Here is a 26,831-nt window from a genome sequence, read left to right as displayed (position 1 = left end):
TTATTCCAAAGTATTATACATACTCATATGTGAGTTTAAATATATATTCTTATTGAACTTTTCTCTAAAAGTCCTTTTGCAGTTGTCCTTCATAGATATATATAAGGTTTTATCATTATATAGCTTTAGAATATTATTCTTGAATCCTTCAACATCTTTAACTTCCACCAAATATCCATTATATTCATTATCAATTTCTTCATTAGTTCCATTAATATTAGTTCCTATAACTGGGACACCTTGTGAAAATGCTTCTAAGGGTGTTAACGGTAATCCCTCAATGTATGAGCATAGCAATAATACATCCACATATTTTAGGTGTTCTATAATATTATCCTTGGCCCCTAATAAGTAAATTTTTTCTTCCAACTTCTCATCTTTAACTATCTTTTTCAAATTATTTAATTCTGGTCCATCCCCTAATAAAACAAATTTTATTTTTTCATTTTCTAAACTTGTCTTCTTAGCTATTTCTATAAAATCATATACTCCTTTATAGTCTACTACCCTGCTTACTTGAGCAGCTATAAAATATCCTTCTTTTTTCAAACTTAAAAGGATGTTATCCACACTGTTGTTTTTACATTCTGTTTCAATGGTATTATATATAGTAGTTATTTTTTTCTCGTCTAAACTTGACCTTTCTACTAATATTCTTTTGGCAGCTTCACTTACTGCTATAGTATCTATATTTTTTAATGCCAAGTTAGTTAGCCTATGCTTATCTTCAATACATAAATGCTGGGTGTGTATAACTTTAACTTTAATAAATTTTGACACCACTTTAGCTAATAATGTAGTCATTCTATGGTGGCTGTGAATTATGTCTATTTTTTCTCTTTTAACTATTCTTAATATAATATTTAAATTTTTCAGTATGTCTAATGGACTCTTTGAATCAGTATTAATAATGTCATAATGATTGATGTTTATTTTCTCTAACTCTCTAACTAGTTCGCCACCCATACTAGCTACTATGATCTTATTATTACTTCTAAATAGTTTTGATAGTTGAATAATACACTTTTCAACTCCGCCCATTTCCATGCCTCTATTAAGATATAATATATTCATGTTTTGCTCCTCAAAAATATATCTCAGACAATTTTTAACTTAGTTCTTATTAATTGATCAAAGTTTTTAATAAAGCTTTTTTTATCTGAGTTATTAATCTGACATCCTAATATTAAATCCTCATATCCATTAATTGCAGCTTTTAGCTTATCAATATCATATACAGCTAATATCTTACTTTCTTTTTCTAATCTTTTAGTAAAAAGTATTTGATGGTCATCAACATGCTCATTAAATTCAGGATTTCTTGGTACTACAATAGGAATCTTACTATATTGTAATGGATGAAATATACTTCCCGGACCACCATGGGTTATAACTATATCACTTTTTCTAACATACTGATCCATTTCATCATAACCAATCATTGTTTTATATTCATAATTTCTGGGGATATACTTGCTATATCCTATTTGAGCAAAGACTTTCCCCTCAATTTCCTTTGTTTCAATCAATCTATCTAGCTCTACTAGTAATCTATCTAATCCTTGTTCATGTGTTCCTACAGTAACAAAAATCAAAATAATCCCTCCAAAACTTTACCTTTAGGATAGAATTTTTTTTGTTCTTCCCATTGCAATATAAATAAATCACTTATGGGGTAAACCACTTTTCCAGTTATGGTTGGTTTGTCGATTCTATCATATACTTCAATATAAACAACCTTAGACCCTAGGATTTTTCCTATATAAAAAAATGGGATGGCCGGTGCCGCACCAGTGCTTACAATTAAATCCGGTTTTTCTTTAAATAATATTTTTATAGCTAAAATGGTATTCTTTATCAGATTTTTTATATTTCTATTAGTGGGAAAATAGCACCAGTACTTTTTTTCATTCTTAAGTATTGATTTTGAATCCTCTTTTTCAAAGGTAACCCAGAACCTTTCCTTATCCTTCCACCAATCCTGCAATTGGATTAAATGTGTTAAATGCCCCCCACTTGATGTTATAAAGCATATCTTCATTGCATTCACCTCTAACCCCTTAAGTATTTTGGCCTAACTTGCTACAGCTACTTCTTTTTTAGCTTTTTCCTCTAGGCTTAAAACAGCCCTTCTTCCCACTGAATAATAATCTACTTTCTTCTCTTCTACCTCACTGATGTCATAACAATTCCTGCCATCAAATATAATAGGCGTTTTCATTAATTCCTCATACAAACCTAAATCCAAGGCTTTAATTTCGTTCCACTCTGTAAATATAAATGCTGCATCTGCATCTCTTAGAGCTTCTTCCGGAGTTTTTGTATATGTGATTTCCGTTGGAAATAATTTTTTAAAATTCTCTGCTCCAACAGGATCATAAGCAAACACTTCCGCTCCCTCTTCCAGCAGTCTTCTTACATTCGGTATAGAAGGGGCCTCTCTTAGATCATCGGTTCCTGGTTTAAAAGTTAGTCCTAATACTGCCACTTTTATTCCCTTTAAGCTTCCAAATCTCTGTTTAGCCTTTCTGAACAACTTGTATTTTTGATTCTCATTTACTTCTATAGTGGCTTTTATAGTCTTTAACTCATATCCGCTATCATTAGCTAACCAGTGAAGTGCCTTTGTATCCTTTGGAAAACAAGATCCTCCGTAGCCTATTCCTGCATTCAGGAACTTGTCTCCTATTCTAGGATCAAAGCTCATTCCTTTTGCTACATCCTGAACATCCGCTCCAACCATTTCACAAAAATTAGCTATCTCATTCATAAAGGATATTTTCAGAGCTAAAAAGTCATTAGATGCATATTTTATCATCTCAGCACTTCTTCTATTAGTGACAACTATTGGTTGATTAAATCTTTCATAAACTTCTTTCAAAATATCTCTAGCTCTGTCAGATTCCACACCTATAACAACTCTACTAGCATACAAGGTATCTTTAACTGCTGTTCCCTGAGATAAAAATTCCGGATTTGAAGCCACTTCTATATGAACATTATTTTTAAGATGTTCCTTCAAAAACACTTCTACTTTATCATTAGTTCCTATTGGAACTGTTGACTTAACAACAACCAAACAATCTCTTTCAATATTTTCAGCTATTTGCTGGGAAGCTTTGTATACATAATCCAGGTTAGCAGAACCATCTTCTCTTTCTGGAGTACCTACACCTATAAAGATTACATCTGCCTTCTTATATGCTGCTTTATAATCCGTTGTAAAATTCAATCTTCCTTCTTCATAATTTTTTTTAAGCAATTCATCTAATCCAGGCTCATAGATTGGAGATATACCTTGCTTCATTAATTCTACCTTTTCTTTGTTTGTATCAACGCAAGTTACCTTATGCCCTAAATGTGATAAACATGCACCGGTAACTAATCCCACATAACCTGTTCCTGCTACTACTATATTCATTAATGTTCCTCCCCTAGTTAAATTCATTAAAAATACCTAAACTGCATTCTTATCTCCAAATAAAACTCCAACAGTCCTAAAAATCAGCTTCAAATCCACCCAAATACTTCTCTCCTCAATATACCTAACATCAAGCTTCATCCATTCCTCAAAACCAATACTACTTCTGCCCATAACCTGCCAATAACAAGTAATACCAGGCTTTGCTAAAAGCTTTAGTCTATGAAAGTCGTTAAACTGTTCTACTTCCTTTGGAAGATTTGGTCTAGGTCCAACCAGTGACATTTCTCCTTTTAGTACATTAAATAGCTGAGGAAGTTCATCAATGCTTGTCTTTCTAATAAACCTACCTATTTTAGTAACTCTAGGATCATTGGCCATTTTAAACATAGGTCCTGACATCTCATTTTTATCTTTAATATTATTTAAAAGCTTTTCCGCATCAGTGACCATTGACCTAAATTTATACATATTAAATATTTCTCCATCCTTCCCTACTCTAGGTTGAGAGAAAAATACAGGACCATGAGAATCTAATTTTATGGCTATAATAGTTCCTATCATAATAGGACTTAACAATACAATTCCAAGAAAAGAACCGCATATGTCTATAGTTCTTTTTAAAAAATAGTAAGCTTTACTCTTCCTATAGTTATCTGTATAACCTAACTGAAGGCCAAAATTATTTTTTCCTATCTCTGCCACATGCTGTACCCCTTTCTTATCTTATTTTCTAGTTTACGGACTTTTTTAGCCTTGAAAAAAAGCTTAAGGATAATCTTTGTTTTTTATTTTTTCTACTTCTTCTCTTTACTGTTTTTTTCTCGCCCTCATCACTATAGTCAGTATAGTAGTATCCATAGTATCCTTTTTCCTTTATATCAAGCTTATTCAGTACTACTCCTATTATTTTTGCATCCACTTTCACTAAAAGTTCCTTAGCCTTCATAGCCGCTTCTCTTTCCGCTTGAGCTGATGCTACCACTAAAAGACATCCATCTGCATATCTTGAAACAATTTGAGCATCTGTTACAGCTATTACAGGCGGTGTATCTATTATTATGCAATCATACTTTTCTCTTAAATTTTCTATAAAGTTCTTCATCTTTGTAGATGCCAAAAGTTCTGAGGGATTTGGAGGTCTTGTGCCTGAAGTAAGAATATCTAGATTTTCTATTTCTGTTTTTTCAACTGCCTCTTCAAATACAGAATTTCCTACAAGTAAATCTGATAATCCCTTTTGGTTAGAGGTTAAAAACACCTTATGGAGCTTTGGTTTTCTTTGATCACAATCAATCAAAATAGTTTTGTTGCCATTTTGAGCCATAACCACCGCTAAGTTTGAAGATGTAGTTGATTTTCCTTCTGATGGTCCTGAACTTGTGATGACTATTGTTTGAATTTTTTTATCGAAGGATGAGAATTGTATGTTAGTTCTTAAGGTTCTATAGGATTCTGCTATAGGGGATCTGGGATTTTTAATCGTAATGATATCTATATTCTCCAAAATATTCACCTCATAATTAAGACTTGTTATTTTTTTAACAATATTTGCTACCTTTATGAAATTTTAAAACCTAATTACAGTTTTAAAAATCCAAAGATACTTCTTTTTTCCTTTATCTTTTCAGCTTCTGATGATATATGTGCATCATCTAATAGCTTCTGTCCATTGCTTATGATGTCTCTATATAACTGTTCATCTATTCCATTAACCCTGCTTAAGGCTTCTTTAATTATTGGAGCTCTTGTTCTAGTTGTATGAGCATCAGAGGCAATAAAATTACAAACTCTATGGTTAATCAAAATTTCCGCTGTCTTTTGAATTTTCTTTCCGAATATACCTTTAATACTTCCTGAGTTTATCTGAAAAAGACAGCCTTCCTTTATAAATTCATTTATTTTATGGGGCTTCTCTATGATATAAACATATCTTTCTGGATGGGCTATTACTGGCACAACTCCTTGTATTCTAAGCTCATACAATATATCAAAGGTTTCTTTAGGCATTTTATCCATTGGAAGCTCTATAAGCATATATCTTGTGTCCCTAATACCTTTTATAATCCCTTCCTTGTAGTCCTCAATAACTTGTCTATTTATAAAAATTTCCTGTCCCGGATATATTTCAATATCTAAATTATTTTCCTTTGCTTTGTCATTAACCTGCTTTACAAGGTTAACTACCTCTTCATAGGTATTTAGATAATAGCCTCTATAAAAATGTGGAGTGGCCACTATTTTTTTAGTACCATCCTTAGCTGCAATTTTAAGCATATTAAGTGTCATCTCCATATCCTTAGCACCATCATCTATACCAGGAAGTATGTGACTGTGCAAGTCTATCATATATATCACCTTTCCTATATTTCCGCATTTTTAGGTACTATACCTACAACGGGCAATTCTAAATACTTATTTATATCCTCTTCACTTTTGATAGTGCTGTCCATATACTCAAGAGCAAAGGAAAGCCCTATAGAAGCCATCAGCCCTATAACAAAAGCTGCAACTAAATTTAAAGCTTTATTAGGTTTTACTGGTCTTTCTGGGATCTTAGCTCCATCCATAACTTGAATATTGCCTGAAGGATAAATTCGTTTTGACTCCTGTATAAAGGAATTACTAACTGCGTTCATCATAAGATAAGCTTTTTCTGGACTATTACTTACCACTTTAAGTTCAACGATTTGTGTATCTACTTGCGGTGTTACTTTAAGGACTTTTTGAATTTGTTCCGGCGAAACATCACCTAGATTCATAGAAGCATTTTCTGCCACAACTCGTGATTTACCGATTTCAGAGTAGGTTTTCACAAGCTTCTGAAACATCATTATATCATTGTAATTATATTGTGACTTGTCATTTGTCTCAGCTGCTTTACCTATAACAATGGTAGTTTTAGCTTCATAAGTAGGTTTAATTAATGAAAAAGTCAAAATTCCTGAAACTACGGTAGCTCCTACGGTGACAGCTAATATAAATTTAGATCTCTTTTTTAATAAATTTAATAAATCCCTAAGATTCAATGAAACTTCTCCACTCATATATTTCTAGCCTCCATTACCTCTATATTTAATGTTCTTTATTTTGTCCACTTTTATTTTAGCATCAATTATTACATTAGTTAATATCAAAAGTTTTTACTATTATGCCAAGGATTAGTTGCTGTATTTTAAGTTCTTACATAAAAAACTCAGGCTGTAAAACCTGAGTTTTTATAGGATTTTTGTCCGATGACTACCCGCTCTAATGCTCCCGCTTCTCAAAGCGGAAGTAAAGAGCGGCTACGTCCCTGGATTCGTTCAACTAAGAATCAGGTGGGGTTGAAACCCCATCTGATTAAAGTTTTCACTTCATAAAAATCTTATTTTGTAATTTGCACTTTTATGATGTTGTTTCCTGAATAAATAGTATATAAGCCCGTTATATCACTAACGTTATTCTTACTTAAGAATTTAAGATTTTCTTCTTGTGACCATGCGCTATGGTATATAGTTTGACCATCCTTTGCTATCTTATCTACAGCTACACTGATTGTTTGTCCTTCGAATGACACAGATCCACTTACACTTGGTCCTACTAAAGTACTATTTGCACTAGTTATTTTATTTATCAAATTGGCATTAAAGTTTTCATATGATGGATCCTTTGCTGCTATTTTAGAAGCAATAACATCTATATTTAGTCTTCCATCCTCAGTAAAGTCAGCTGGATATAGCTGCTGAATATACTCAGGTAAAGAAGCACCCCCAACCTTAATATTACCTACAGTATGAAGATCTAATATTCCTTGAAGAGTATTCAATCTAGATTTTATAGTCCCTATATCATCATTTTGAGCATTAGCGAATAATTCACTTATAGAAGTCCAGTTTTGATTATTAATTTTAACTACTATAGTATCTCCTGTTGTTACTGATATGTCACTATTCAAATTTGGGTGAGCAGCTAAATATTCTGCTATCCTATCTTTATATAAACCTGATACTACTTTCGTTATATCAGTATAGGTAACTCCTCCACCTGAATTTCCTGAACCATTTGTTCCACCTGGTGTTGTATTACCTATATCAGTCATGCCATCTGATGACTTCTGATCTACCTTTGAAATTATAGAGCTGTTCTCTGAGCTTATATTATTTTTGTTTATCGCCTCAATAACTCCTCTTATATCAAGGTTTTTTCCTATGTTTAACTTAGCTGTCTCATTCTTAACCTGAACATTCTTTATTGTTCCTTCTCCATCAATAGAAACGTTTTGTCCCTGTGCTATACTGCTTACTAATATTCCTATTATATTTGCAGATGCAGTTGTTTTTAAATTAACCTGTCCATCTATTGTTACTAGTTTATCAAAAGTTCCTCTAAATTCAACAGTTTTATCTTTCATAGTCTTAGCTACATTCACTGTACCAAAGGAACCTGATGTTGCATCAAGAACAGCCTTTGATTTAACAATAGTAGCTCCTATAGAAGTAGAACCTTCACTTTGAACTCTTACATCTGTTTTACTGTGCACTGTTAACTTTTGTGCATTTACATTCTTTAAGTGTATGCTATTCTGTGCTCCTGATAAAACTACTATGTTCTTAGCAGTTACTGTATCAAGATTAGCTACTCCAGTTGATCCAGGATTTAAATAAATAGTTCCGTCTACTGTTATATTTGAAATAGATCCATTGTTACCTTCTAGGTATAAGTCACCTTTTACATTTCCTTTTAGTGTTACATTATCTGCAGTAATGTCTGCATTTCCATTTATAACTTCAGTAACAGTTGCTCCTGCTTCACTTAAAAAGCTTGCAGATATCTTCATACCGCTTACTACTGCATCTGATACATTTGCCACTCCACCTAATACAGTTATTACACTGCTTGGTGATATTGTAGAATTCATAAGGTTTTTAGTAGTATCTGTTAATACCTTATCTGTAATTACTACTGCTGCACTATTTTTAGCTGCTAATGCTGAAGCTGATAGAGCATCTGCAAATTCATTTCCAGTTGGTCCATTTCCTAAAGCTACGTATGCATTTTTAAAATCAAAATCTGTTGCAAAGGCATTTACCACTGCTGCATTTGTTTCATATCTATTAGCTCCACCTAATCTTTCTGCTGCTGGAACTTTATTTGCTGTTCCATCACTTATAGATGCAGTTCCTCCAATTACATAAGTTTTAGTTATTGAAGGATGCGCTTTAATAAAATCAGCTGTAGCTTGTGATAAGTTTGTGCTTTCTGTTAAAAGTACTGGCATACCATTTACAGCTGCCACTGGTGCCGCAGATAATGCATCTGCATAACCTTGTCCACTTGCTAATACTACTTTGTCTGTTACTCCAAGCTTTTCTGCTACTTTAACAGAAGTCTCATATCTATTTTGTCCCCAAAGTCTTTCAACATCGGCTGTTACTTCACTTTTTATCTTATCCTCAATTCCTTGAGATACAACACCCTGTCCACCTACAATAATTACATGCTTAACATTTAATCTTTTTAATTCCTCTAGAGTTTTATCACTTAGAGAATCCTTTTGAGTTAAAAGTATAGGTGCATTATTTACTTTTGCCAGTGGTGCAGCTGATAAAGCATCTGCATAACCTTCTCCACTTGCTATTACTACATAGTCTGAACCATTTTCCCATCCAGCTTGTGATACCTTAACTGCAGTTTCATATCTGTCCTGTCCCCATAGTCTTGGACTCTCCGGCGGTGTTACCCCTGCTGCTTTTACATTAATAGCCACTGCTGAACTAGTTATTAATAAGGATGCCATAGTACTTACAGATAAAGTTTTTTTCATTGTTTTTTTCATTGCTTTTTTCATCTTAACCCTCCATGGTTTTATATGTTATTAAAGTATTGTGAGTACATAATTTACGATGTAATGTTGTTTTAGATTTCTTCATTTACTAATTTTAGATTTGATGTGAATGATATTGTGAAAACACATCGACTTAGTTCGATATGTTTCGCGACTCGATGGTTTTATTCTACTGAGATTTTGTCCTCTTTACAATGATGAAATGATGTTAATTATACATTTTTTAACCATGGAAAGTATATGTTTTTATCTACGGGTTAGGAGAGAGATAAGAAAAGACAGGAGGTATATCAACTCCTGTCTTTAACTTGTTATTTTCTTTTACTCCTGCTTAAGGGGTGAAGATTTGTATACGATTATTACCACTATCAACTACATAAATATTGCCTTTTGAATCTATCGCTACTCCATATGGCATATAAAGTTGTCCATTCCCTGAACCCAATGTTCCATATTTTTTTATAAAAACACCGTTAGAATCAAATTTTTGTACATTACTGTTACCAACATCTACTACGTAGACATTACCTGAAGTATCTACTGCTATTCCACTAGGTACATACATCTTACCATTAGTTGCACCTAAAGTACCCCATTTAGTCAAAAACTTTCCGCTAGAATCGAATTTTTGCACTCTATTATTATAAGTATCAACTACATAGACATTGTCTGAAGCATCTACCGCTACTCCATAAGGCCTATTAAATTGACCATTATCTGATCCTTCGCTTCCCCATTGGATTATAAAAGTTCCATCAGACTTAAATTTCTGTATTCTATTATTATCAGTATCAGCTACATAAACATTTCCAAAACTATCTACAGCTATTGACTGTGGATAGTTAAATTGACCATTGCTTGATCCCCAACTTCCCCATTTTGTTATAAGGTTTCCATCAGAATTAAACTTTTGCACTTCATTACGATAGGTATCAATCGTATAAATATTTCCTAGACTATCTATAGCTACTCCACTTGGTGCACTATAACTAGTTCCTGATCCATAACCGCCCCAAGCTCTTATAGTCGCTCCATTAGAATCAATTTTTTGCACATTACTGTTACCAATATCACATACATAAATATTTCCTGATCTATCTAGAGCTATTCCAACTGGATATTTAAATTCACACTTACCTGAATCACCTGGATACCATTGTTTCTCAAAGGTTGTATCGGATTTAAATTTTTGTATTCTGCTAGTATAGATGTCAGATATATAAATATCTCCCGAATTATCTACTACCACTCCTGTCGGACAAATAAATTGACCACTATTTTGCCCTGCACTTCCCCAACTTGTTATAAAACCTCCATTACTATTAAACTCTTGTATTCTATGATTATAAGTATCTACTACATAAACATTTCCTGAATTGTCTAATGCTATTCCGCTTGGACGCTGGAATTGACTGTTACCTGATCCCGTATTCCCCCATTTAATCAAAAAATCACCACTACTATTAAATTTCTGTATTCTATCATTATCACCATCAGCTACATAAATATTTCCCCAGCTATCTACTACTATTCCAGCTGGATATTTAAATTGACCATCACCTGATCCCCAGCTTCCTAATGCTCCTTGAAAATTTCCATCAGAATTAAACTTTTGTATTCTATTATTATCAGCATCTACTACATAAACATTTCCCGACGAGCTATCTACTGCAATTCCTCTTGGATAGCGGAATTGACCATTACCATATCCCCAATTTCCCCACTTACTTATAAATTCTCCATTAGAGTTAAACTTTTGTACTCTACTGTTATCAGTATCCAGTACATAAACATCTCCCGACGAACTATCTACTGCGATTCCTCTTGGATTAACAAATTGCCCATCTCCAGAACCCTTAGTTCCCCATTCTTTTATAAGATTTCCGTCAGAGCTGAATTTTTGGACTTTATTGTTAGCAGCATCAGTCACATAAATATTTCCTTCATTGTCTTTAGCCAATAATCCTAGTGCCTCAAAATGACTACTTATTTTAGGGACTACTATAACTCTTACAAAAGTCTGTTTATTTTTTGGATTTATAACTCCCTGTGGCAAAGTGATAGTTCCTATAAAATTATATGTTTCTAAAGTGTTTCCATTATAAGCTGGACTACTATCATTCCACGTAACTGCTGCACTTGTTGTTGAACCATTATCTAATATAATATCAACACTTTCTGGCAGGCTTATTGCTCCTAATGTTGTACCAGTTACTACATTTATATCGGCGATAGGAACTGCTGAAATTACTGTTTTATCCTCTATTCCCTCTCCATTTTCCCTAACTACAACTTTTACTGAGGCCTGCTTATTATCAGGATTTATAATTCCCTGTGGTAAAGTCAAATTTCCTGTAAATAGATATGTTCCTGCTATACTTCCATTATAGACTGGGTTTCCACCATCCCATGTAACAGCTGCACTTGTTGTTGAACCATCATTTAGTCCAATACCTACATTCTGTGGCAAACTTATAGCGCCTAGTGTTGTTCCAGCAGCTACATCTATATCCCCTATAATTGCTGATGAAGTTACTATCTTATACTGTACTACTAAACTTCCTCCGCCTCCACCACCACTTGCTGATTTCGTACCTGTCTCCTTTATTCCCTTTACTATGGCAGATACTCCTGAAGCTATATGCATATTAGTTGGTTTCTGTTCTAAAGTTATACCATTTACATTTATAAATGCACTTTCTATAGTTCCTTCTCCCTTAACAACTGCTTCCGTATTTAAGGTTAGCTTATTTATTTTAGAGTTTTTATCTAGACTTACTACAGCATTTTTTGCTGAATCATTTACATTTAACGTATTAATACTAGCATTTTGTATGTCTACATTAGCCTCCTGCCCTTTAATTTCTACATTTTCAAATTTACCTATTAATTTTAAATTTACATTCTGTTCCACAGTTATGTTACTATTCTTTGCAGATTTAGATTGATCTAACACACTATTAGACTGAACTACAATCGAGCTAATACTTGTATTTTCATCTGCAGTTATACCAACCTCTTCCCCTAAAGGTTTATCAATTAAAATGTTCGCTCCATTTACATTATGATAATGAATATTATGAGAGCCTCCACCATTTATTATTGTTTTTCCCTTTACAGTAACATTATCTAAGTCCACGGTGCCATCACCTACAGTAGATGCTATTAAAAGATCTCCTTCAATTGTTGTATTTTTTAGGTATACTCCTGATTCACTTATGATTACAGATCCATCAATATCTCCATCACTATAAGTCCCTGCTTTATTATAATCTTTAGCTATAGATATATCAGCTTTTTCATCCATTATAGTTTTTATTAATTCGTCTGGAACTACAGCTTGTCCACCTAAGGCAATAGCTTTTGTATTAATATTTAACTTGGATTTAATATATTCATTCACAGCATCATCTATAGATTTGTATGTCAATAAGATTGGTGCTGCTGTATTAGAGGCTAAAACTGCACCTGATAAGGCATCTGCAAACTCATCACCGGTCTGGCCATCACCCATAGCCATATAAACCTGATCAAAGCTTAAATCCCTTTCAAATTCTTTCATAACAGCAGCATTAGTACCATATCTATCAGAACCACTTAACCTTATCGGTGAAGGAACTGATTTTTCCATGGCATCTGATAAAACACCTTTTCCACCAACTATATAAGTTTTCTTTATATTATTACTCTGAATAAATTGTTTTGCATCTTCCGATAAAGCATCCTTATTTGATAGTAATATTGGAATACCTAGTTTTGAAGCAATAGGAGATATAGATAATGCATCAGGAAACTTTTCACTGGAAGCTATAATAACTTTATCTGTTTTGTCCAATCTTTGAGCTATCATGACTGATGTTTCATATCTGTCTTTTCCGCTAATTCTATCAATATTACTATAACCTGATGACTTCAACTGACTTTCGACATTTAATGAAACAGAACCATTTCCACCTACTATTATTATGTTTTTCACTTGTAATCTAGCTAATTCATTGAGAGTATTATTACCTATTGATGTAGAAGGGATTAAAAGAATTGGTGCATTATACTTTTTTGCTAAAGGACCAGCACATAGGGCATCTGCAAATTTTTCTCCATTTGCAAGTATTACAGTATCAGATTGGGTCCAACCTTTTTCTGATATTGCCACTGAGGTATCATATCTAGTTTGTCCTGATATTCTATGGGTAGATACAGTCTGCGCATTCACATTGCTTATGAGAGAACCATGAAATATCATTGTACTTAAAGTCAAAATACATAATAATTTCTTACTTTTCACACACATTCCACCTTTACACGTATCATATACTTTACTTATAGTACAAATTGTATCATATTTTACATATTTTTCATATATTTTTATTTAACTTCACTAAAAATATAGATTTATCATGGAAGCGAAATCTCTCTTCAGCTCGTTCAAAACGATTCCTATTAAGGGGAGTCTTCACTCCCCAGTTTTTATAAAGCAGTTTCTATTTTGATCAACACATTACCGTTTGTTTCACTACCATCAACTGCTGTTATTCCCTCATTTATAATAATATAATATTTTGTAAAAGGTTTTAACTTTTCCTCTGGAGTAATCACAAGGCTAGTCCCTAAATTTTCTATTTTAAAAGACAGCTTTTCGCCGTCATACCCTTTAACAAACACTATTGAATCTTTATTTAAAATATCCTTATTTAGCTCCTTTGAAAATTTTATAGTAAATTTTCTATCTACAGAAGCATCTTTTATATTTTTAACTACTTTATACTGTCCTGTAGGCTCAAATAGAACTTCCTTAAGGCTTTCATACTTAAATAAAGAAGTGCAAGCTTCATACTTGGTTTTATCCCAAGAATGATCCTTTTCTATAGCATCATCTGTTACATTAAAGTAGCCATTGTTAACTCTTCCTTGAATATCTGGTATAGGATCATCCCAGGTACAGTCTACGTGATACCAATTATCCTTAATATTTACCATATTCCAACCATGAGGCGCACCTCCGGCAATTCCTATAACAATTCGTGTTTTAATCCCTGCCATAGTAAGCATTTTATAATTTAAAAGAGCATATCCCTGGCATACAGTTTTTCCATTAAACAACCCATCATAATCACTATACTTGTCCTTTGTTTCATCATAAGCAACGTTTTTAACTATATAATCGTGTATAGCTTTTTCCTTCTGAAACTCATTCATGTCAACGGTAATTAATCCAGCTAATATTTCTCTTATTTTTTTATCTACAGCATCAGCCTGTTCTTTACTTTCTACATATTCAATATTAAAATTTATCATTACATTATTGCTATAACCATCGTAACTACATTTCCAGCACTTCATTAAACATCTCCCATAACCACTATAATCATAACGACCATCCAACGTATCCTTTAGCAGATTCTTAAGATTTTCAGAATCTCCAGTGTAGTGTATAAAAAAGACTCCTCTCATACTTTGTATACTTGCCATTATACACTTCTTTAATTCTTCTTCTGAGGAAGCATCAACATATAAGGTATCTGAAGTATCATTTCCACTGTATAGTCTATCTCCTTCATTATAGAAAGGGCTTGCCCAACTAATATTCCCACATATTTTATTGCTAGTAGGAGTACCTTTGGTTATTTCAGCTCCAACTAATGTCATATTGAAAAAAATAACCCCCAATATTATCACGAAGAATTTAATCAGCTTCTTCATAATATCAACTCCAGAATAGATTTTCCCTTTTTATATACTATTCTGGATGGTTTTATTTGACACAGGGGCTTTTATAATAAAGCACTATAATAGTTTTAAAAGCAGCAACTATTCTTTTCTTCATTATCTAACCTGCTGTACCTTAGGTGTATTATTCTCATACATTTCTCTCAAGTTTTTGTATATTATTTTATTACTAGAACTATAAAAGTCCTCAGGCTTTAAAATCCCCATAACCTCACATATACTGTCATTATCTATTATTATAGAGGCGAGAACATTACTCTCCGCCTCTAAGTTTTTAAAGCTTTCCACATTCACTTTTAATCCCCCTCATATGGCTTAATCTATGTATTTATAAGCATCAGAATTAGCTCTTTTACTACTATATTTTTTCCGATGAACTGCTTCCGATTTTTTATAAGCATCAAACTTTTCCCTAGTAGTAATACCAAGCTTCGACCAATTCTGAAATTAACCCAGTAAAACCTTTACATATTTCTTCCAGGGCTTTCTTATCTCCAGCTTGAGCCTGAATAACTAAAATTATTAGTGTAGTTTTATCTATTTAAATCGCCTCCCAAGTATAAGTTTTAGGATCAATCCTGCCTTTAATTTTGTCTATCTTTAGCCTTAGTCTATATTTTCTCTGTTTCGCCGCTGTATAGCTGCAGTTATTTTCCTTTGAATACTCTAGTAAGCTAGAGTGTCTTGCAAAAGATTTGATTAATAAAACTATGGACTATTTAACAGTAAGCTCAGTAGAAGTTTTATCTACAATTTCTGCAGAGTCTTTGTACTTTAGATCTCCACCAGTGGATGAAAATATATTTTTATTAATAATAACATCCATGGCAGCACCAACCTCTGCTTCCGTTGAATTCTCCTTTACATTATTGACCCTCACCGCTACCTTTTGACCGCCTTCATTTAAAAAATTCATTACTAATGCTTTACTCATATACGTATCCCCCTTCATTTACTATATACTCAGACTAAGGGAATATAGGCAGAAAAAACTTCATTGTTGTGAGCTAATAAATATTTGGGGATAAAAAAAACAGCCTTTGGCTGTTAATTTAATATTCCGAAGGGACTGCCCCTCTTTTTACTTGGAAACTATCTAGCATACTTACCACCAATTGCTTTCACCTTATTACTTAACTCCATTGAAAACAGTATATCTATTATCCTATTTTTGTTTATTTTTAATATTAAAGCTAGCTCATCTACCGTTAAGGGTTTAACAGTAAGTACTTTAAGTATGTGTTTTTCTAAAATACTAGCACTATCATCTATTGTGCTTTTCTTACTTTCTATAAAAGTATCAACTTTCTGATCAATACCTAGTAGTTGATCTTTAGATAAATATATTATTGCCCCATCACTAATTAGTTTATTAGAGCCTTTAAATGCTTTAGAATATATATCTCCTGGTACTACATATAGTTCCTTCTTCTGTTTTATTGCATATTTAGCAGTTATTAATGTACCACTTTTTTCTCCTGCTTCAGCTATTAGAACTTTATCCGACGACTACCCGCTCTAATACTCCCATCTTCTTCAAAGTGTACGTTGCGAGCGGGTACGTCTCTGGATTCGTTCAACTAAGAATCAGGTGGAGTTTTAAACTCCACTTGATTCAAGTTTCCACTTCATATCTTTTTCCGATAATATAAGTTCTTCATCCTTTAATTCTTTTGCAACACTTCGTTTCTCTTTTCGGCCTCACTTTATTTACTTTCTCTAACTTTTCTTACAGGACTTAATTTCCATTTTTTAAGAGGAACTAACCCCGTTGTAAGGACTTGGTCATGCTTGTCAATGCTTTATATTAGTATTTCCTTAGTAAGGCTCTCCTAATTCATACTTGACTTTATTTTTTCAATTTCTTCTTTTTTTAATTCTGTTGCATTTATTACTGTAAGTATATCCATTCCCATTTTCAATAATTTTTTTGCAACTTCTATTTTTCCTTCTTCTCTTCCTTCGTCTCTTCCTTCTTCTCTTGCACCTTCGATTCTAGATATCTCATCTCTTATTGCTTTTTCTCTTAGTTCTGCTAATCTTACTGTTTCTGCATCTCTTTCTAAAAATTCTAATATTGTCTTAGCCTTTTTTATTGTAGGATCTTTCATCTCTATCTCCTCAAATATCTCTTTATTGGGTTTAATCAAAAACAATAACCATCTCTGCAAAGAATCTTCTAAATCTTTCTGTTGCTTCAAAAACTTAGGTAATTCTATAAAGTTTAGTTCCATCAAGTCAGTTAACTTTATTTTTAATTCTTCTTCATACAATCCGAAAGTTCAATAGAATTTTTCTATATCTATATAATCAAAATTTAATATATTAATTGTTATTGTCCTTTTCAAATTTCTATAATTTTGGCCTTTCTTTAATTGGCTATTAGATAATCTGCTCCAATAAAACAAAGTTCTTTCTACCATATTATACTGATTTAATAATTGTATTTCTACATTTATATGTGTTCCATCTTCTGTTTTTACTCGTACATCTAATATTCCTGTTTTATCATCTACTGCATTTACTATACCTAATATTGGATCTATATATTCCAAATCTTGTATTCTATATCCATTATACTTCTTATTATGTTCAAATTACTGCATTTAAGAAACTTATTAATATATCCTTGTTTTCTTCCAAGCTTCTTCACCTACCTAATATATACTTTCATTTATTTCATTATATCAAACTATTTTGTTTTTTACACTAATATAATATTCCCTAAATCCTCATTTAAGCTAAAAACTACAGAAATTTATCTCCTGCAAATTTCTGTAGTTCACACCTGGCTTTCGCCATGTTTTTTTGTCCTATTTTCCTCAAATTCTATTTTCCTAAACATAACTTTCTCTTCTATCCATTCGCATCAGATGTTCCCATCTTCGCATCGCTCCGCTTCCATTTACTTCCGCACGGACTGACCCCTTTGTGAGGGCATGCTTGCCCGAACTTGCTGAGCTTGCTAATATCTTTCTAGACACTTATAATATAAAAATTTAAATATATTATCTGCTTCTCTTGTATTATAGAACTCAACCATTAAAGTATTAAACTCCAATCTATCCTTTGCTTTTATATTAAATATTCCTTGGCCATTTGATATTAAAATCATATTAGATACTAATCTAGAAGTTCTTTTATTTCCATCATAATAAAATTGGTTTAAAGCTCCCCATAAGAATATTTCAAAAGCTAATTCAGTTTTACTTTTGCACCTTTCTATTAACTTAGGTAACTCACTTTCAAAAATATTTTCTAATTCGTCTGCCCTTGGTGGAACAAAATCTGTACCTGCTATTCTAACTTGCCCATTTCTAAATGTACCACTAATTAACGCTTCCTCTTTAGCAACAATATCATTAAATTTATTGAATTTATTAATGTCAATAGATGCATCATTTCGGATTACTAAATCGAACAAGTAATTCCACCCATTTCTAATACTTAAAATCTGTTGTTCATCACTTATTTTATGTCCACCTATAGTAATTCCTTCAAGTAAGGTTTGTACTTCAGGATATGTAAATGGATTTCCTTCCAAACTAGCCATGTTAAATACAACATCCGGCAATAACTTCTTAACTAACATTATTAATTTTTTAGTATCTAACTCAGGTACTATATCATTATAAGATTGATTTCTGTTAAATAGCATAGTATTTCACTCTCCACAGATTACTTTTTATTTAATAAAAATACGCTAAATATATATTCTTTATTTATATTTTACCACATTTAAGTATAAACAAACCAACCTTAAAATAACATTTTATATTCACTAAATGCTCATTTATCAAATCAAAAAACAGCCAAAAGGCTGTTTGTGGACAACTTCTGAAAATTTTACAAATTGCGGGTGGTACCGCGTACCTTAGTGGGAACATACTTTGCTGGCCCCACTTGCTTCGCCTTATCTAAAAATAATTAAAAACACTTCAAGCTTTGGAAAACTTGAAGTATTTTTGTTAAAACCTTATTTTAATTTCTTTAAGTGCTGGCCACTTCATATCTTTTTCCGATAATATAAGTTCTTCATCCTTTAATTCTTTTGCAACACTTCGTTTCTCTTTTCGGCCTCACTTTATTTACTTTCTCTAACTTTTCTTACAGGACTTAATTTCCATTTTTTAAGAGGAACTAACCCCGTTGTAAGGACTTGGTCATGCTTGTCAATGCTTTATATTAGTATTTCCTTAGTAAGGCTCTCCTAATTCATACTTGACTTTATTTTTTCAATTTCTTCTTTTTTTAATTCTGTTGCATTTATTACTGTAAGTATATCCATTCTCATTTTCAATAATTTTTTTGCAACTTCTATTCTTCCTTCTTCTCTTCCTTCTTCTCTTGCACCTTCGATTCTAGATATCTCATCTCTTATTGCTTTTTCTCTTAGTTCTGCTAATCTTACTGTTTCTGCATCTCTTTCTAAAAATTCTAATATTGTCTTAGCCTTTTTTATTGTAGGATCTTTCATCTCTATCTCCTCCAATATCTCTTTATTGGGTTTAATCAAAAACAATAACCATCTCTGCAAAGAATCTTCTAAATCTTTCTGTTGCTTCAAAAACTTAGGTAATTCTATAAAGTCTAGTTCCATCAAGTCAGTTAACTTTATTTTTAATTCTTCTTCATACAATCCGAAAGTTGAATGGAATTTTTCTATATCTATATAATCAAAATTTAATATATTAATTGTTATTGTCCTTTTCAAATTTCTATAATTTTGGCCTTTCTTTAATTGGCTATTAAATAATCTGCTCCAATAAAACAAAGTTCTTTCTACCATATTATACTGATTTAATAATTGTATTTCTACATTTTAACACTAGCTTATCTATGCTGCTGATCCAGGATAATTTATTATCAAAACTTCTGCATTACTACTTAGTATCCCATCAATTAGTTCCTCTAATATTAATGCTATTTTATTTTCGATATAATATTCTCCGCATTGTGTACAAATATTAGCTGGTACATTTTTAATTATTATTATATGTCCCTTTATATCTACAATATGATTAACAATTCCTTCTATCAGTTTCCCTTTACATATGATACAATCCATTACTATTTCCTCCTACATTTTAAATCTTTACTCCATTGAATTCTATCTTCTTTGATAAGCATTCTTACATCATCTATATTAAATTCCACTTTATACACCTACATCTATCTTCATTTTATTCGTACTCTGTTATCTTTTATAATATACCTCTACGTATTTATATTATAACCAAACTTATAAACAACTGCACTAAAATTTATTTTTAACGTAAAAACAACCGAATTCCTCCATAAATTTCGGTTGTTTTCTCCATGGCTTTCGCCAATTTTTTTATTCTATTTTTCTGAAACTCTCTTTTCCTAAGCCTAACTTTCTTCTCTACCCACCCGCATCAGATGTCCCACCTTCGCATTGCTTCGCTTTTCGATGTTCACAGTTCGTTCACATCCCCGGGGATCGTTGCGAGGCCTTGGCTGAGCTTGCTTCAAGTTGACGTAATATAACGATATCTAGCGTGTCATGCTCTACGACTCCGGGTAAACTGATATCCTCTTGCCAGTAATGATTATATCAGTGCTGTCTTCTATACAGACCAACATATCGACTTTACCCACTGGGATTTCGGAGCTACTAGCTTCAACCTCTCTCGGTTTATGACCCACTAGTTAACTGTCTACGCTTGACTCCTTGGGTCACCCCAAAGAGCCCAAGACTCGCTAATGGCTGTTGGCTAAACTTTGCCATGTAGGCTTCCCACCTACTATATATTACGCCCTTTGCTTGGCGCACGGACTGACCCCATTGTGAGGGCATGCTTGCCCGAACTTGCTATAGCTTTGCTTCCATTACCTACCCCAAGGATCGCCCCCCTTTGGTTCTCGGAAACTACCTAGCATACTTACCACCAATTATTTTCACCTTATTATTTAACTCCATTGAAAACAGTATATTTATTAACTTGTTTCTACTTATTTTTAGTATTAAAACTAACTCATCTACTGTCAAAGCTTTAAGACTAAGTGTTTTAATTATATTTTTTTCTAAAGCACTGTTATTATCATCTATTATATTATTCTTACTCTCTATAAAATTATTAGCTTGCTGACCAGTACCTAGTAGCTGATTTTTAGATAAATATATTATTGCCCCATCACTAATTAGTTTATTAGAGCCTTTAAATGCTTTAGAATATATATCTCCCGGTACTACATATAGTTCCTTTTTCTGTTTTATTGCATATTTAGCAGTTATTAATGCACCACTTTTTTCTCCTGCTTCAGCTATTAAAATCTTATTAGATAAATTACTTATAATTCTATTTCTTTTAGGAAAGTATTCGGGTTTAGGTTGTGTATGAGGTGGGTATTCCGATATGACAACTCCGCTTTCTATAATTTTTTTCATAAGTTCGCTGTGCTCCTTTGGATAGCAAACGTCGACACTACATCCTAAAACGGCTACTGTAAAACCACCAGCTTTTAAACAAACTGTATGTGCGTAACTATCTATTCCTTTTGCCATTCCACTTATAACGGGGATATTGTTTTTTGCTAAAAATTCAGCTGCTTCAACTGTAACCTTTTTTCCATAGTCTGTACACCTTCTAGATCCAACTATAGCAACTCCAGTTAAGTTTTTATGCAAAGTTCCCTTATAATAAAGTACTATAGGAGTATCAGTATATTGCTTAACAATTTGAGGAAAAGTTTCATCATCTATAACTGTAATTTTTATTCCTTTATCATTACATTCTTTTAAAATAGCCTCAGCACTAGTTAAATCTCTTGATTCTATTATTTTTTTAGCTACTCCTGCTCCTACGCCTTCAATGTCTAGAAGTTTCTCAAAAGTTAAATTATATATAGCTTTCGGTGATTTAAATCTATCCATTAACTTTTGACCTATAATAGGCCCTACACCTTTAATCTGAGTTAACCAAATATAATATAAATAATTTATATTATCCATAATTTATCTTCTCCTAAACTACAATCATATTTGCTTGTTCTTTTTCTAAGTCCCTGCATAACAAAGCTTTTATTACATGATCTTTTCTTATTCTTTGAGATTCTTCTAAATCAGCAAAGGTTCTAGCAACTCTTAAAAATTTGTGATAGGTTCTTGCACTGTATTTAAATCTTTCATAAGCTAACCTTAATATCTTGCTACTTTCATTATCTAATACACAAAATTCTTTAATAAGAGCAGGAGTCATTTGAGCATTGCAATTAAAACTGTTTATACTCTTATATCTATTAGTTTGTATTTTTCTAGCTTTATCAACTATATCTTTTAATTCTTTTGAACTTCTACCTTCTTTATGTTCAGATAAATCCATAAAATTTACTGGTTGAACATATTTTTGTATGTCAATTCTATCGAGAATAGGTCCGGAAATTTTACTTCTATATTTCATGACTTCATAATCAGTACAATGACATCTTTCTTCACCGTAATACCCGCATGGACAAGGATTCATTGCTGCTACTAACATAAAACTTGCTGGATAGCTGTGTGAATATTTTACTCTTGATATAGTTACAACATTGTCCTCCATAGGTTGCCTTAAAGCCTCTAAAGTTCTTTTATTAAACTCTGCAATTTCATCTAAGAAGAGAACTCCATTGTGAGCTAAAGATATTTCTCCTGGTTTTGCATAGTTTCCTCCACCTATCAATGAATTCATGGAAGCATTGTGGTGAGGTGATCTAAAAGGTCTTGCTTCCACTAAACTTCCTCTACTCTTTAGTAGCCCCGCTACACTATATATTTTTGTTACTTCTAAGGCCTCTTCTTCAATCATAGAAGGCAAAATTGTGGGAATCCTCTTCGCTATCATAGACTTACCACATCCCGGTGAACCTGATAGAATCATATTATGGCCACCTGCAGCTGCAGCGATAACAAAATCTATTATACTATCTTGTCCTTGTACATCTCTAAAATCTAATAAATTCGATTTATTGTATGTGTTTCTATCATATGAACTCAATTTAAAATCATATATATCATTTTCAAAGAATTCTATAACCTCTTTTAGCGTTTCAAAAGCAAAAATATTTAATTCACTCACTAATTTAGCTTCTGTGTAGTTTTCCTTTGGAACTATTAAATTGTTTATTCCTTTTTTCTTTGCTTCTATTGCCATTGGCAGTACCCCTAAGCAGGGTCTTATTTGTCCATTTAGAGATAACTCACCAATAAATCCAAACTCATTGATTTTATCAGAAGTAACCTGCTTAGTTTTAATCAATATGCCAATTGCCATACCTAAATCAAAATGAGAGCCACTCTTTTTCATATCACAGGGTGCTAAATTTATTACCACTTTCATTTTGGGAAACTCATATTTCTCATGATTTATCGCTGCTTCTAATCTTTCTCTTGCTTCTTTTACTGCTGCATCTCCAAGTCCCACTATTGAAACTGAAGGCTGCCCATATATAGTATCCGTTTCTATATTCACCACATAAGCATCTATACCTGCTATTGCAAAACTATTTATAACTGATGCCATTAAATCACCTCTTCACCCTCATCTAGCTTAATTTTTATTGCACTTTCAACAAAACTTTTATAGAATTCTCTACTCTTATTAGCTTTAAAATATGAAAGTATTGGTTCCGAATTTATAAGTTTTTCTCTATTTAAACCTATGACCATACTATAACTACTCCATTGATAATCTGCTGGCTTTTTTACCATATTAGCCCTTACTGGATTAAGATGTATGTACCTACTAGTTGACAGAAGCTGAGCATCATCTTCAATAAGTTCTGTATAATATCTATCTTGATAAAGATGTCCTATATATTTATATTTCTTATTGAAATATCGTGCATAAATACTGTGGACTCTTGATATAAAGTTGCATATATGCAAATTCTCAGTCTTTACAAGAAGGTGCACATGATTATTCATTAAACAATAACAGTATATCTGAAATTGATTCTCGAAGTGTTGTAATGCCTCTTCTAAAAAAGTAGAATAAACCTGAAAATCCTCTTGATTTCTAAATATATCATTTCTATGATTTCCACGAGCAGTAATATGAAAAATAGCTCCTGGACACCATGGTCTTTTCTTATTTGTCATTCTCCCAACTCCTTTCCTATAATTTTTGACATAGGTACTAAAGTTTAATCAAAAACACAAAGAAAAACAGAAACTTCCGCTTCTGTTTTTCTTTGTGTTTTATTTACTTTTACCAAGATAGTTTTAACGTAAAAACTACCGAGATTATCTGGATTTATGTTACTTGCTTCTAACTTGAACCAAATTCTTTAATTCTTAGAGTTGTTTATCTCCAATATATGTTGTATAATTTAATTAAGAAATTGACATAATAAAAACAGGGTGTTGGTGCACCCTGTAGTATACAATTCTAGTTGCTTAGGCAACCGGCAAAGCTAAATGTTAAAAAAAGTAGCCATTACCAATTGCGTCGGTGGGCTACTTTTTTATTTTATCTATTAGTACGATAACTAAATTTATCAAAGCTACCAAAAATGATAGAGCAGCAAAAACCACTATAAACATTTCGTACATATGTATCACCTCCCTCCTAAAAGGGATAGCAATACCAGTTGCCCACACGCAACCATATTAAATTGTATGTAGTTAGTTTATCATACCTTAATATTTAGAGCAACCATGGAATATAAAACAGCTTATTTAGCTTTCTCCCTAGCTACCGCCAAACTTTTTTTATTCTCTTTTTTCTAAACTCTCTTCTCTTAAACCTAACCTTTTTCTCTACCCATCCGCATCAGATGTCCCATCTTCGCATTGCTTCGCTTAACATTGTTCACAATTCGTTCACATACCCCGAGGATCGTTGCGAGGGATGGCTTTGTCTGACCGAGCTTGCTAATCAGCTTATTAAACAGGCATAGAATCCATATATGCCGAATCTCTACATATATCAATCCTATTATTCCACACAATAGCTGAATCAACATTTTTATCTATATCCCAGGCAATGTTTCCCGATTCATCTATAAATACTTCTTTAAACTTATCTATATCTTTTAGTACTTCAAATACTCCAAATAAGCTACTAGACATATCATATAACCTTATTTCTTCATTATCAAATACTATCGTTAGCGTATAATCATCATTTGGAGTTATCTTTTTAATTTTCCTAGGTCCTTTGATAAAATATTCTTTAACTTTATCAGGAATTATGTTTGCTTCCAAACCACTCACCTCCAAAATTCTATTTCAAAGGTTCTATTGCAAATAACTCTTTCTGTAATTGAGCAAGATACCACTCTTCTTTTAGCTCTTCTTGATGTAAAGCAGCCCATCCAAATAGCATTTTAAGCTGTTTATTAGGCATAGAACCTGTAAGTAATTCTATATCATCAATGGTAATACAACAATTATATTCTCCATATTCGGCATGAAAATGCGGTGGAATAGAACTCCATTCATTCCTTTTAATAAGATTGTTTATCAATAGCTTTTCAATTTTATTTTAGCATTAGTTCACGCATACTTCAATAATTTTAATAATTTTGCTAAATGCTCATTTAAGCTAAAAACTACAGAAATTTATCTCCTCCAAATTTCTGTAGTTCACCCCCGGCTTTCGCCAACTTTTTTTATTCTATTTTTTCTAAAATTATCTTTTAATAAACCCAATTTCCCCTCTACCCATCCGCATCAAATGTCCCATTTTCGCATCGCTTCACTTATCAATGTTCACAGAACGTTCACATCCCCCGGGGATCGTTGCGAAGGAAGGCTTTGCCTGACTGAGCTTGCTTCGCCAAGTTTTTTTATTCTCTTTTCCTCAAACTATCTTCCCTTAAACCTAATTTCCCTCTCTACCCATTCGCATCAAATGTCCCATTTTCGCCTAGCTCTCCGCTTCCATTTCCTTCCGCAGGGACTGACCCTATTGTGAGGGCAAACTTGCCCGAACTTGCTATATTAATCAATTTAAACCTAAAAAATAAACACGCTAAGCTTTTTGTTTAACGTAGTTTCCAAAATAAGTAGGTTCCTCCGAGGTGCTAGGAGGCAACTGGAAGTTATCTCCTTGCTAAATTGTAGGTGGTACCTGGTACTTTTGAGGGAGCAAGCTTTGTTCAAGCTTGATTATAATTTAAAATTAACGAAAATTTTTATGACTCTCTAATATATACTCCATCTTATATTTTCTCGAATAATTCTATTTGGATTATCAACAACTACAGTGTTATTCTTAATATTACTATTTACTATCGTTCCCATACCTACCACCGAATCTGAATTAATTACTGTACCTTTTAAAATTCTTACCCCTGTCCCAATCCAACAACGATCTCTAACAATTATAGGTTTATCCTTATTAATTCTTTGGTTAGTTTGTAAATCAAATATAGGATGTGTGTCACTAGCCCATATTTCTATGTTATCAGATAACATACACCATTCGCCTATGTTTATAAAATTCTTACTTCCAGCCACAACTATTCTTGCTCCACCAATCCCAGTATTCTTTTCTATTTTAATTTCACATTCATTGTCTAATAATATAATATTTGAATTTGATATTCCTCTATTCTTTTTTATTAATATTCTGCAGTTATCAGCTTTGATAGTAAACCTACAATTTACTATGACCCCCTCTTCTATTCTAATAATGTTATTATTACCACTTATAATAAAAGAGCTTTTTACACAATTTTTATTTACTGTAATAATATTAGACTCACCTTTAATTTTCACTCTATTTTTGTAACCATTAATACTAATGTTGTTATTTTTGTTTAATGCGATGTGAAATAAATTTTCAAGAAAGACAACTACTTTTCTAATAATATTTAAAAATTTTTGTTTCTTCATATTGCTCCTCT

General features: G+C 32.5%; 22 protein-coding genes and 2 pseudogenes. All 24 read right to left on the bottom strand.

What is annotated here, in order from left to right; genetic code table 11:
- Entirely contained in the window at positions 1–1,074 is a 1,074-nt protein-coding gene (locus CLMAG_RS22630; protein WP_066627959.1) for a glycosyltransferase family 4 protein, read from the bottom strand.
- A 23-nt stretch (positions 1,075–1,097) separates the two neighbouring features.
- On the bottom strand, positions 1,098–1,595 hold the full coding sequence (locus CLMAG_RS22625; RefSeq protein ID WP_066627956.1) for a glycosyltransferase: 498 nt from the start codon (positions 1,593–1,595) through the stop codon (positions 1,098–1,100).
- The gene (gene pssD, locus CLMAG_RS22620; RefSeq protein WP_066628397.1) at positions 1,592–2,041 is read right to left on the bottom strand and encodes a PssD/Cps14F family polysaccharide biosynthesis glycosyltransferase; all 450 of its coding nucleotides are present in this window, start codon (positions 2,039–2,041) and stop codon (positions 1,592–1,594) included. Before pssD ends, CLMAG_RS22625 begins: the two co-directional genes overlap by 4 nt.
- Positions 2,042–2,074: 33 nt before the next feature.
- Complete coding sequence (locus tag CLMAG_RS22615) at positions 2,075–3,421, bottom strand: UDP-glucose dehydrogenase family protein (protein ID WP_066627952.1); 1,347 nt, start codon at positions 3,419–3,421, stop codon at positions 2,075–2,077.
- Positions 3,422–3,457: 36 nt separating this feature from the next.
- On the bottom strand, positions 3,458–4,126 hold the full coding sequence (locus CLMAG_RS22610; RefSeq protein WP_066627949.1) for a sugar transferase: 669 nt from the start codon (positions 4,124–4,126) through the stop codon (positions 3,458–3,460).
- 28 nt (positions 4,127–4,154) lie between these two features.
- Positions 4,155–4,931: a CpsD/CapB family tyrosine-protein kinase gene (locus CLMAG_RS22605; protein ID WP_175562159.1), complete on the bottom strand. Its 777-nt coding sequence runs from the start codon at positions 4,929–4,931 to the stop codon at positions 4,155–4,157.
- 71 nt (positions 4,932–5,002) lie between these two features.
- On the bottom strand, positions 5,003–5,770 hold the full coding sequence (locus CLMAG_RS22600) for a tyrosine-protein phosphatase (protein ID WP_066627943.1): 768 nt from the start codon (positions 5,768–5,770) through the stop codon (positions 5,003–5,005).
- Between the two features lie 14 nt (positions 5,771–5,784).
- On the bottom strand, positions 5,785–6,468 hold the full coding sequence (locus CLMAG_RS22595; RefSeq protein ID WP_066627940.1) for a YveK family protein: 684 nt from the start codon (positions 6,466–6,468) through the stop codon (positions 5,785–5,787).
- A 320-nt stretch (positions 6,469–6,788) separates the two neighbouring features.
- On the bottom strand, positions 6,789–9,251 hold the full coding sequence (locus CLMAG_RS22590; protein ID WP_066627933.1) for a cell wall-binding repeat-containing protein: 2,463 nt from the start codon (positions 9,249–9,251) through the stop codon (positions 6,789–6,791).
- Between the two features lie 328 nt (positions 9,252–9,579).
- Entirely contained in the window at positions 9,580–13,533 is a 3,954-nt protein-coding gene (locus CLMAG_RS22585) for a cell wall-binding repeat-containing protein (RefSeq protein ID WP_066627930.1), read from the bottom strand.
- Between the two features lie 182 nt (positions 13,534–13,715).
- Entirely contained in the window at positions 13,716–14,948 is a 1,233-nt protein-coding gene (locus tag CLMAG_RS22580) for a transglutaminase domain-containing protein (RefSeq protein ID WP_082832050.1), read from the bottom strand.
- 123 nt (positions 14,949–15,071) lie between these two features.
- Entirely contained in the window at positions 15,072–15,269 is a 198-nt protein-coding gene (locus tag CLMAG_RS22575) for a DnaB-like helicase N-terminal domain-containing protein (protein ID WP_066627918.1), read from the bottom strand.
- Between the two features lie 421 nt (positions 15,270–15,690).
- Positions 15,691–15,909, bottom strand: coding sequence for a DUF2922 domain-containing protein (locus CLMAG_RS22570; protein ID WP_066627915.1), 219 nt, complete (start codon positions 15,907–15,909; stop codon positions 15,691–15,693).
- A 158-nt stretch (positions 15,910–16,067) separates the two neighbouring features.
- A pseudogene (locus tag CLMAG_RS35110) lies at positions 16,068–16,469 on the bottom strand (DNA-processing protein DprA); the annotation flags it as partial.
- 338 nt (positions 16,470–16,807) lie between these two features.
- Positions 16,808–17,530: pseudogene (locus tag CLMAG_RS22565) on the bottom strand (Rpn family recombination-promoting nuclease/putative transposase).
- Between the two features lie 410 nt (positions 17,531–17,940).
- Entirely contained in the window at positions 17,941–18,633 is a 693-nt protein-coding gene (locus CLMAG_RS22560) for a Fic family protein (protein ID WP_066627912.1), read from the bottom strand.
- A 552-nt stretch (positions 18,634–19,185) separates the two neighbouring features.
- A complete protein-coding gene (locus tag CLMAG_RS22555) occupies positions 19,186–19,788 on the bottom strand; it encodes an Rpn family recombination-promoting nuclease/putative transposase (RefSeq protein ID WP_066627908.1) in 603 nt (200 codons plus the stop codon).
- A 24-nt stretch (positions 19,789–19,812) separates the two neighbouring features.
- Positions 19,813–20,043 carry a type II toxin-antitoxin system MqsA family antitoxin gene (locus tag CLMAG_RS22550; protein WP_066627905.1) on the bottom strand — a complete coding sequence of 77 codons (231 nt, stop codon included), beginning with the start codon at positions 20,041–20,043 and terminating at the stop codon, positions 19,813–19,815.
- A gap of 825 nt (positions 20,044–20,868) precedes the next feature.
- Entirely contained in the window at positions 20,869–21,951 is a 1,083-nt protein-coding gene (gene dprA, locus CLMAG_RS22545) for a DNA-processing protein DprA (protein WP_066627902.1), read from the bottom strand.
- Positions 21,952–21,964: 13 nt separating this feature from the next.
- The gene (locus CLMAG_RS22540; RefSeq protein ID WP_066627898.1) at positions 21,965–23,500 is read right to left on the bottom strand and encodes a YifB family Mg chelatase-like AAA ATPase; all 1,536 of its coding nucleotides are present in this window, start codon (positions 23,498–23,500) and stop codon (positions 21,965–21,967) included.
- Entirely contained in the window at positions 23,500–24,078 is a 579-nt protein-coding gene (locus CLMAG_RS22535; RefSeq protein ID WP_066627890.1) for an REP-associated tyrosine transposase, read from the bottom strand. The genes CLMAG_RS22540 and CLMAG_RS22535 overlap by 1 nt, the downstream gene beginning before the upstream one ends.
- A 786-nt stretch (positions 24,079–24,864) precedes the next feature.
- Positions 24,865–25,185 (bottom strand): DUF2442 domain-containing protein, encoded by a 321-nt coding sequence (locus tag CLMAG_RS22530; RefSeq protein ID WP_066627888.1) that lies wholly within the window; start codon positions 25,183–25,185, stop codon positions 24,865–24,867.
- A gap of 19 nt (positions 25,186–25,204) precedes the next feature.
- Positions 25,205–25,447: a DUF4160 domain-containing protein gene (locus tag CLMAG_RS22525; protein ID WP_242873111.1), complete on the bottom strand. Its 243-nt coding sequence runs from the start codon at positions 25,445–25,447 to the stop codon at positions 25,205–25,207.
- 680 nt (positions 25,448–26,127) lie between these two features.
- The gene (locus tag CLMAG_RS22520) at positions 26,128–26,820 is read right to left on the bottom strand and encodes an acyltransferase (protein WP_066627884.1); all 693 of its coding nucleotides are present in this window, start codon (positions 26,818–26,820) and stop codon (positions 26,128–26,130) included.
- Positions 26,821–26,831: the final 11 nt, after the last annotated feature.

Source organism: Clostridium magnum DSM 2767, from assembly GCF_001623875.1.
Lineage (GTDB): Bacteria > Bacillota > Clostridia > Clostridiales > Clostridiaceae > Clostridium_AM > Clostridium_AM magnum.
Note: the sequence above shows the minus strand (reverse complement) of the source record. Positions and strands in the feature narration are given on the sequence as shown.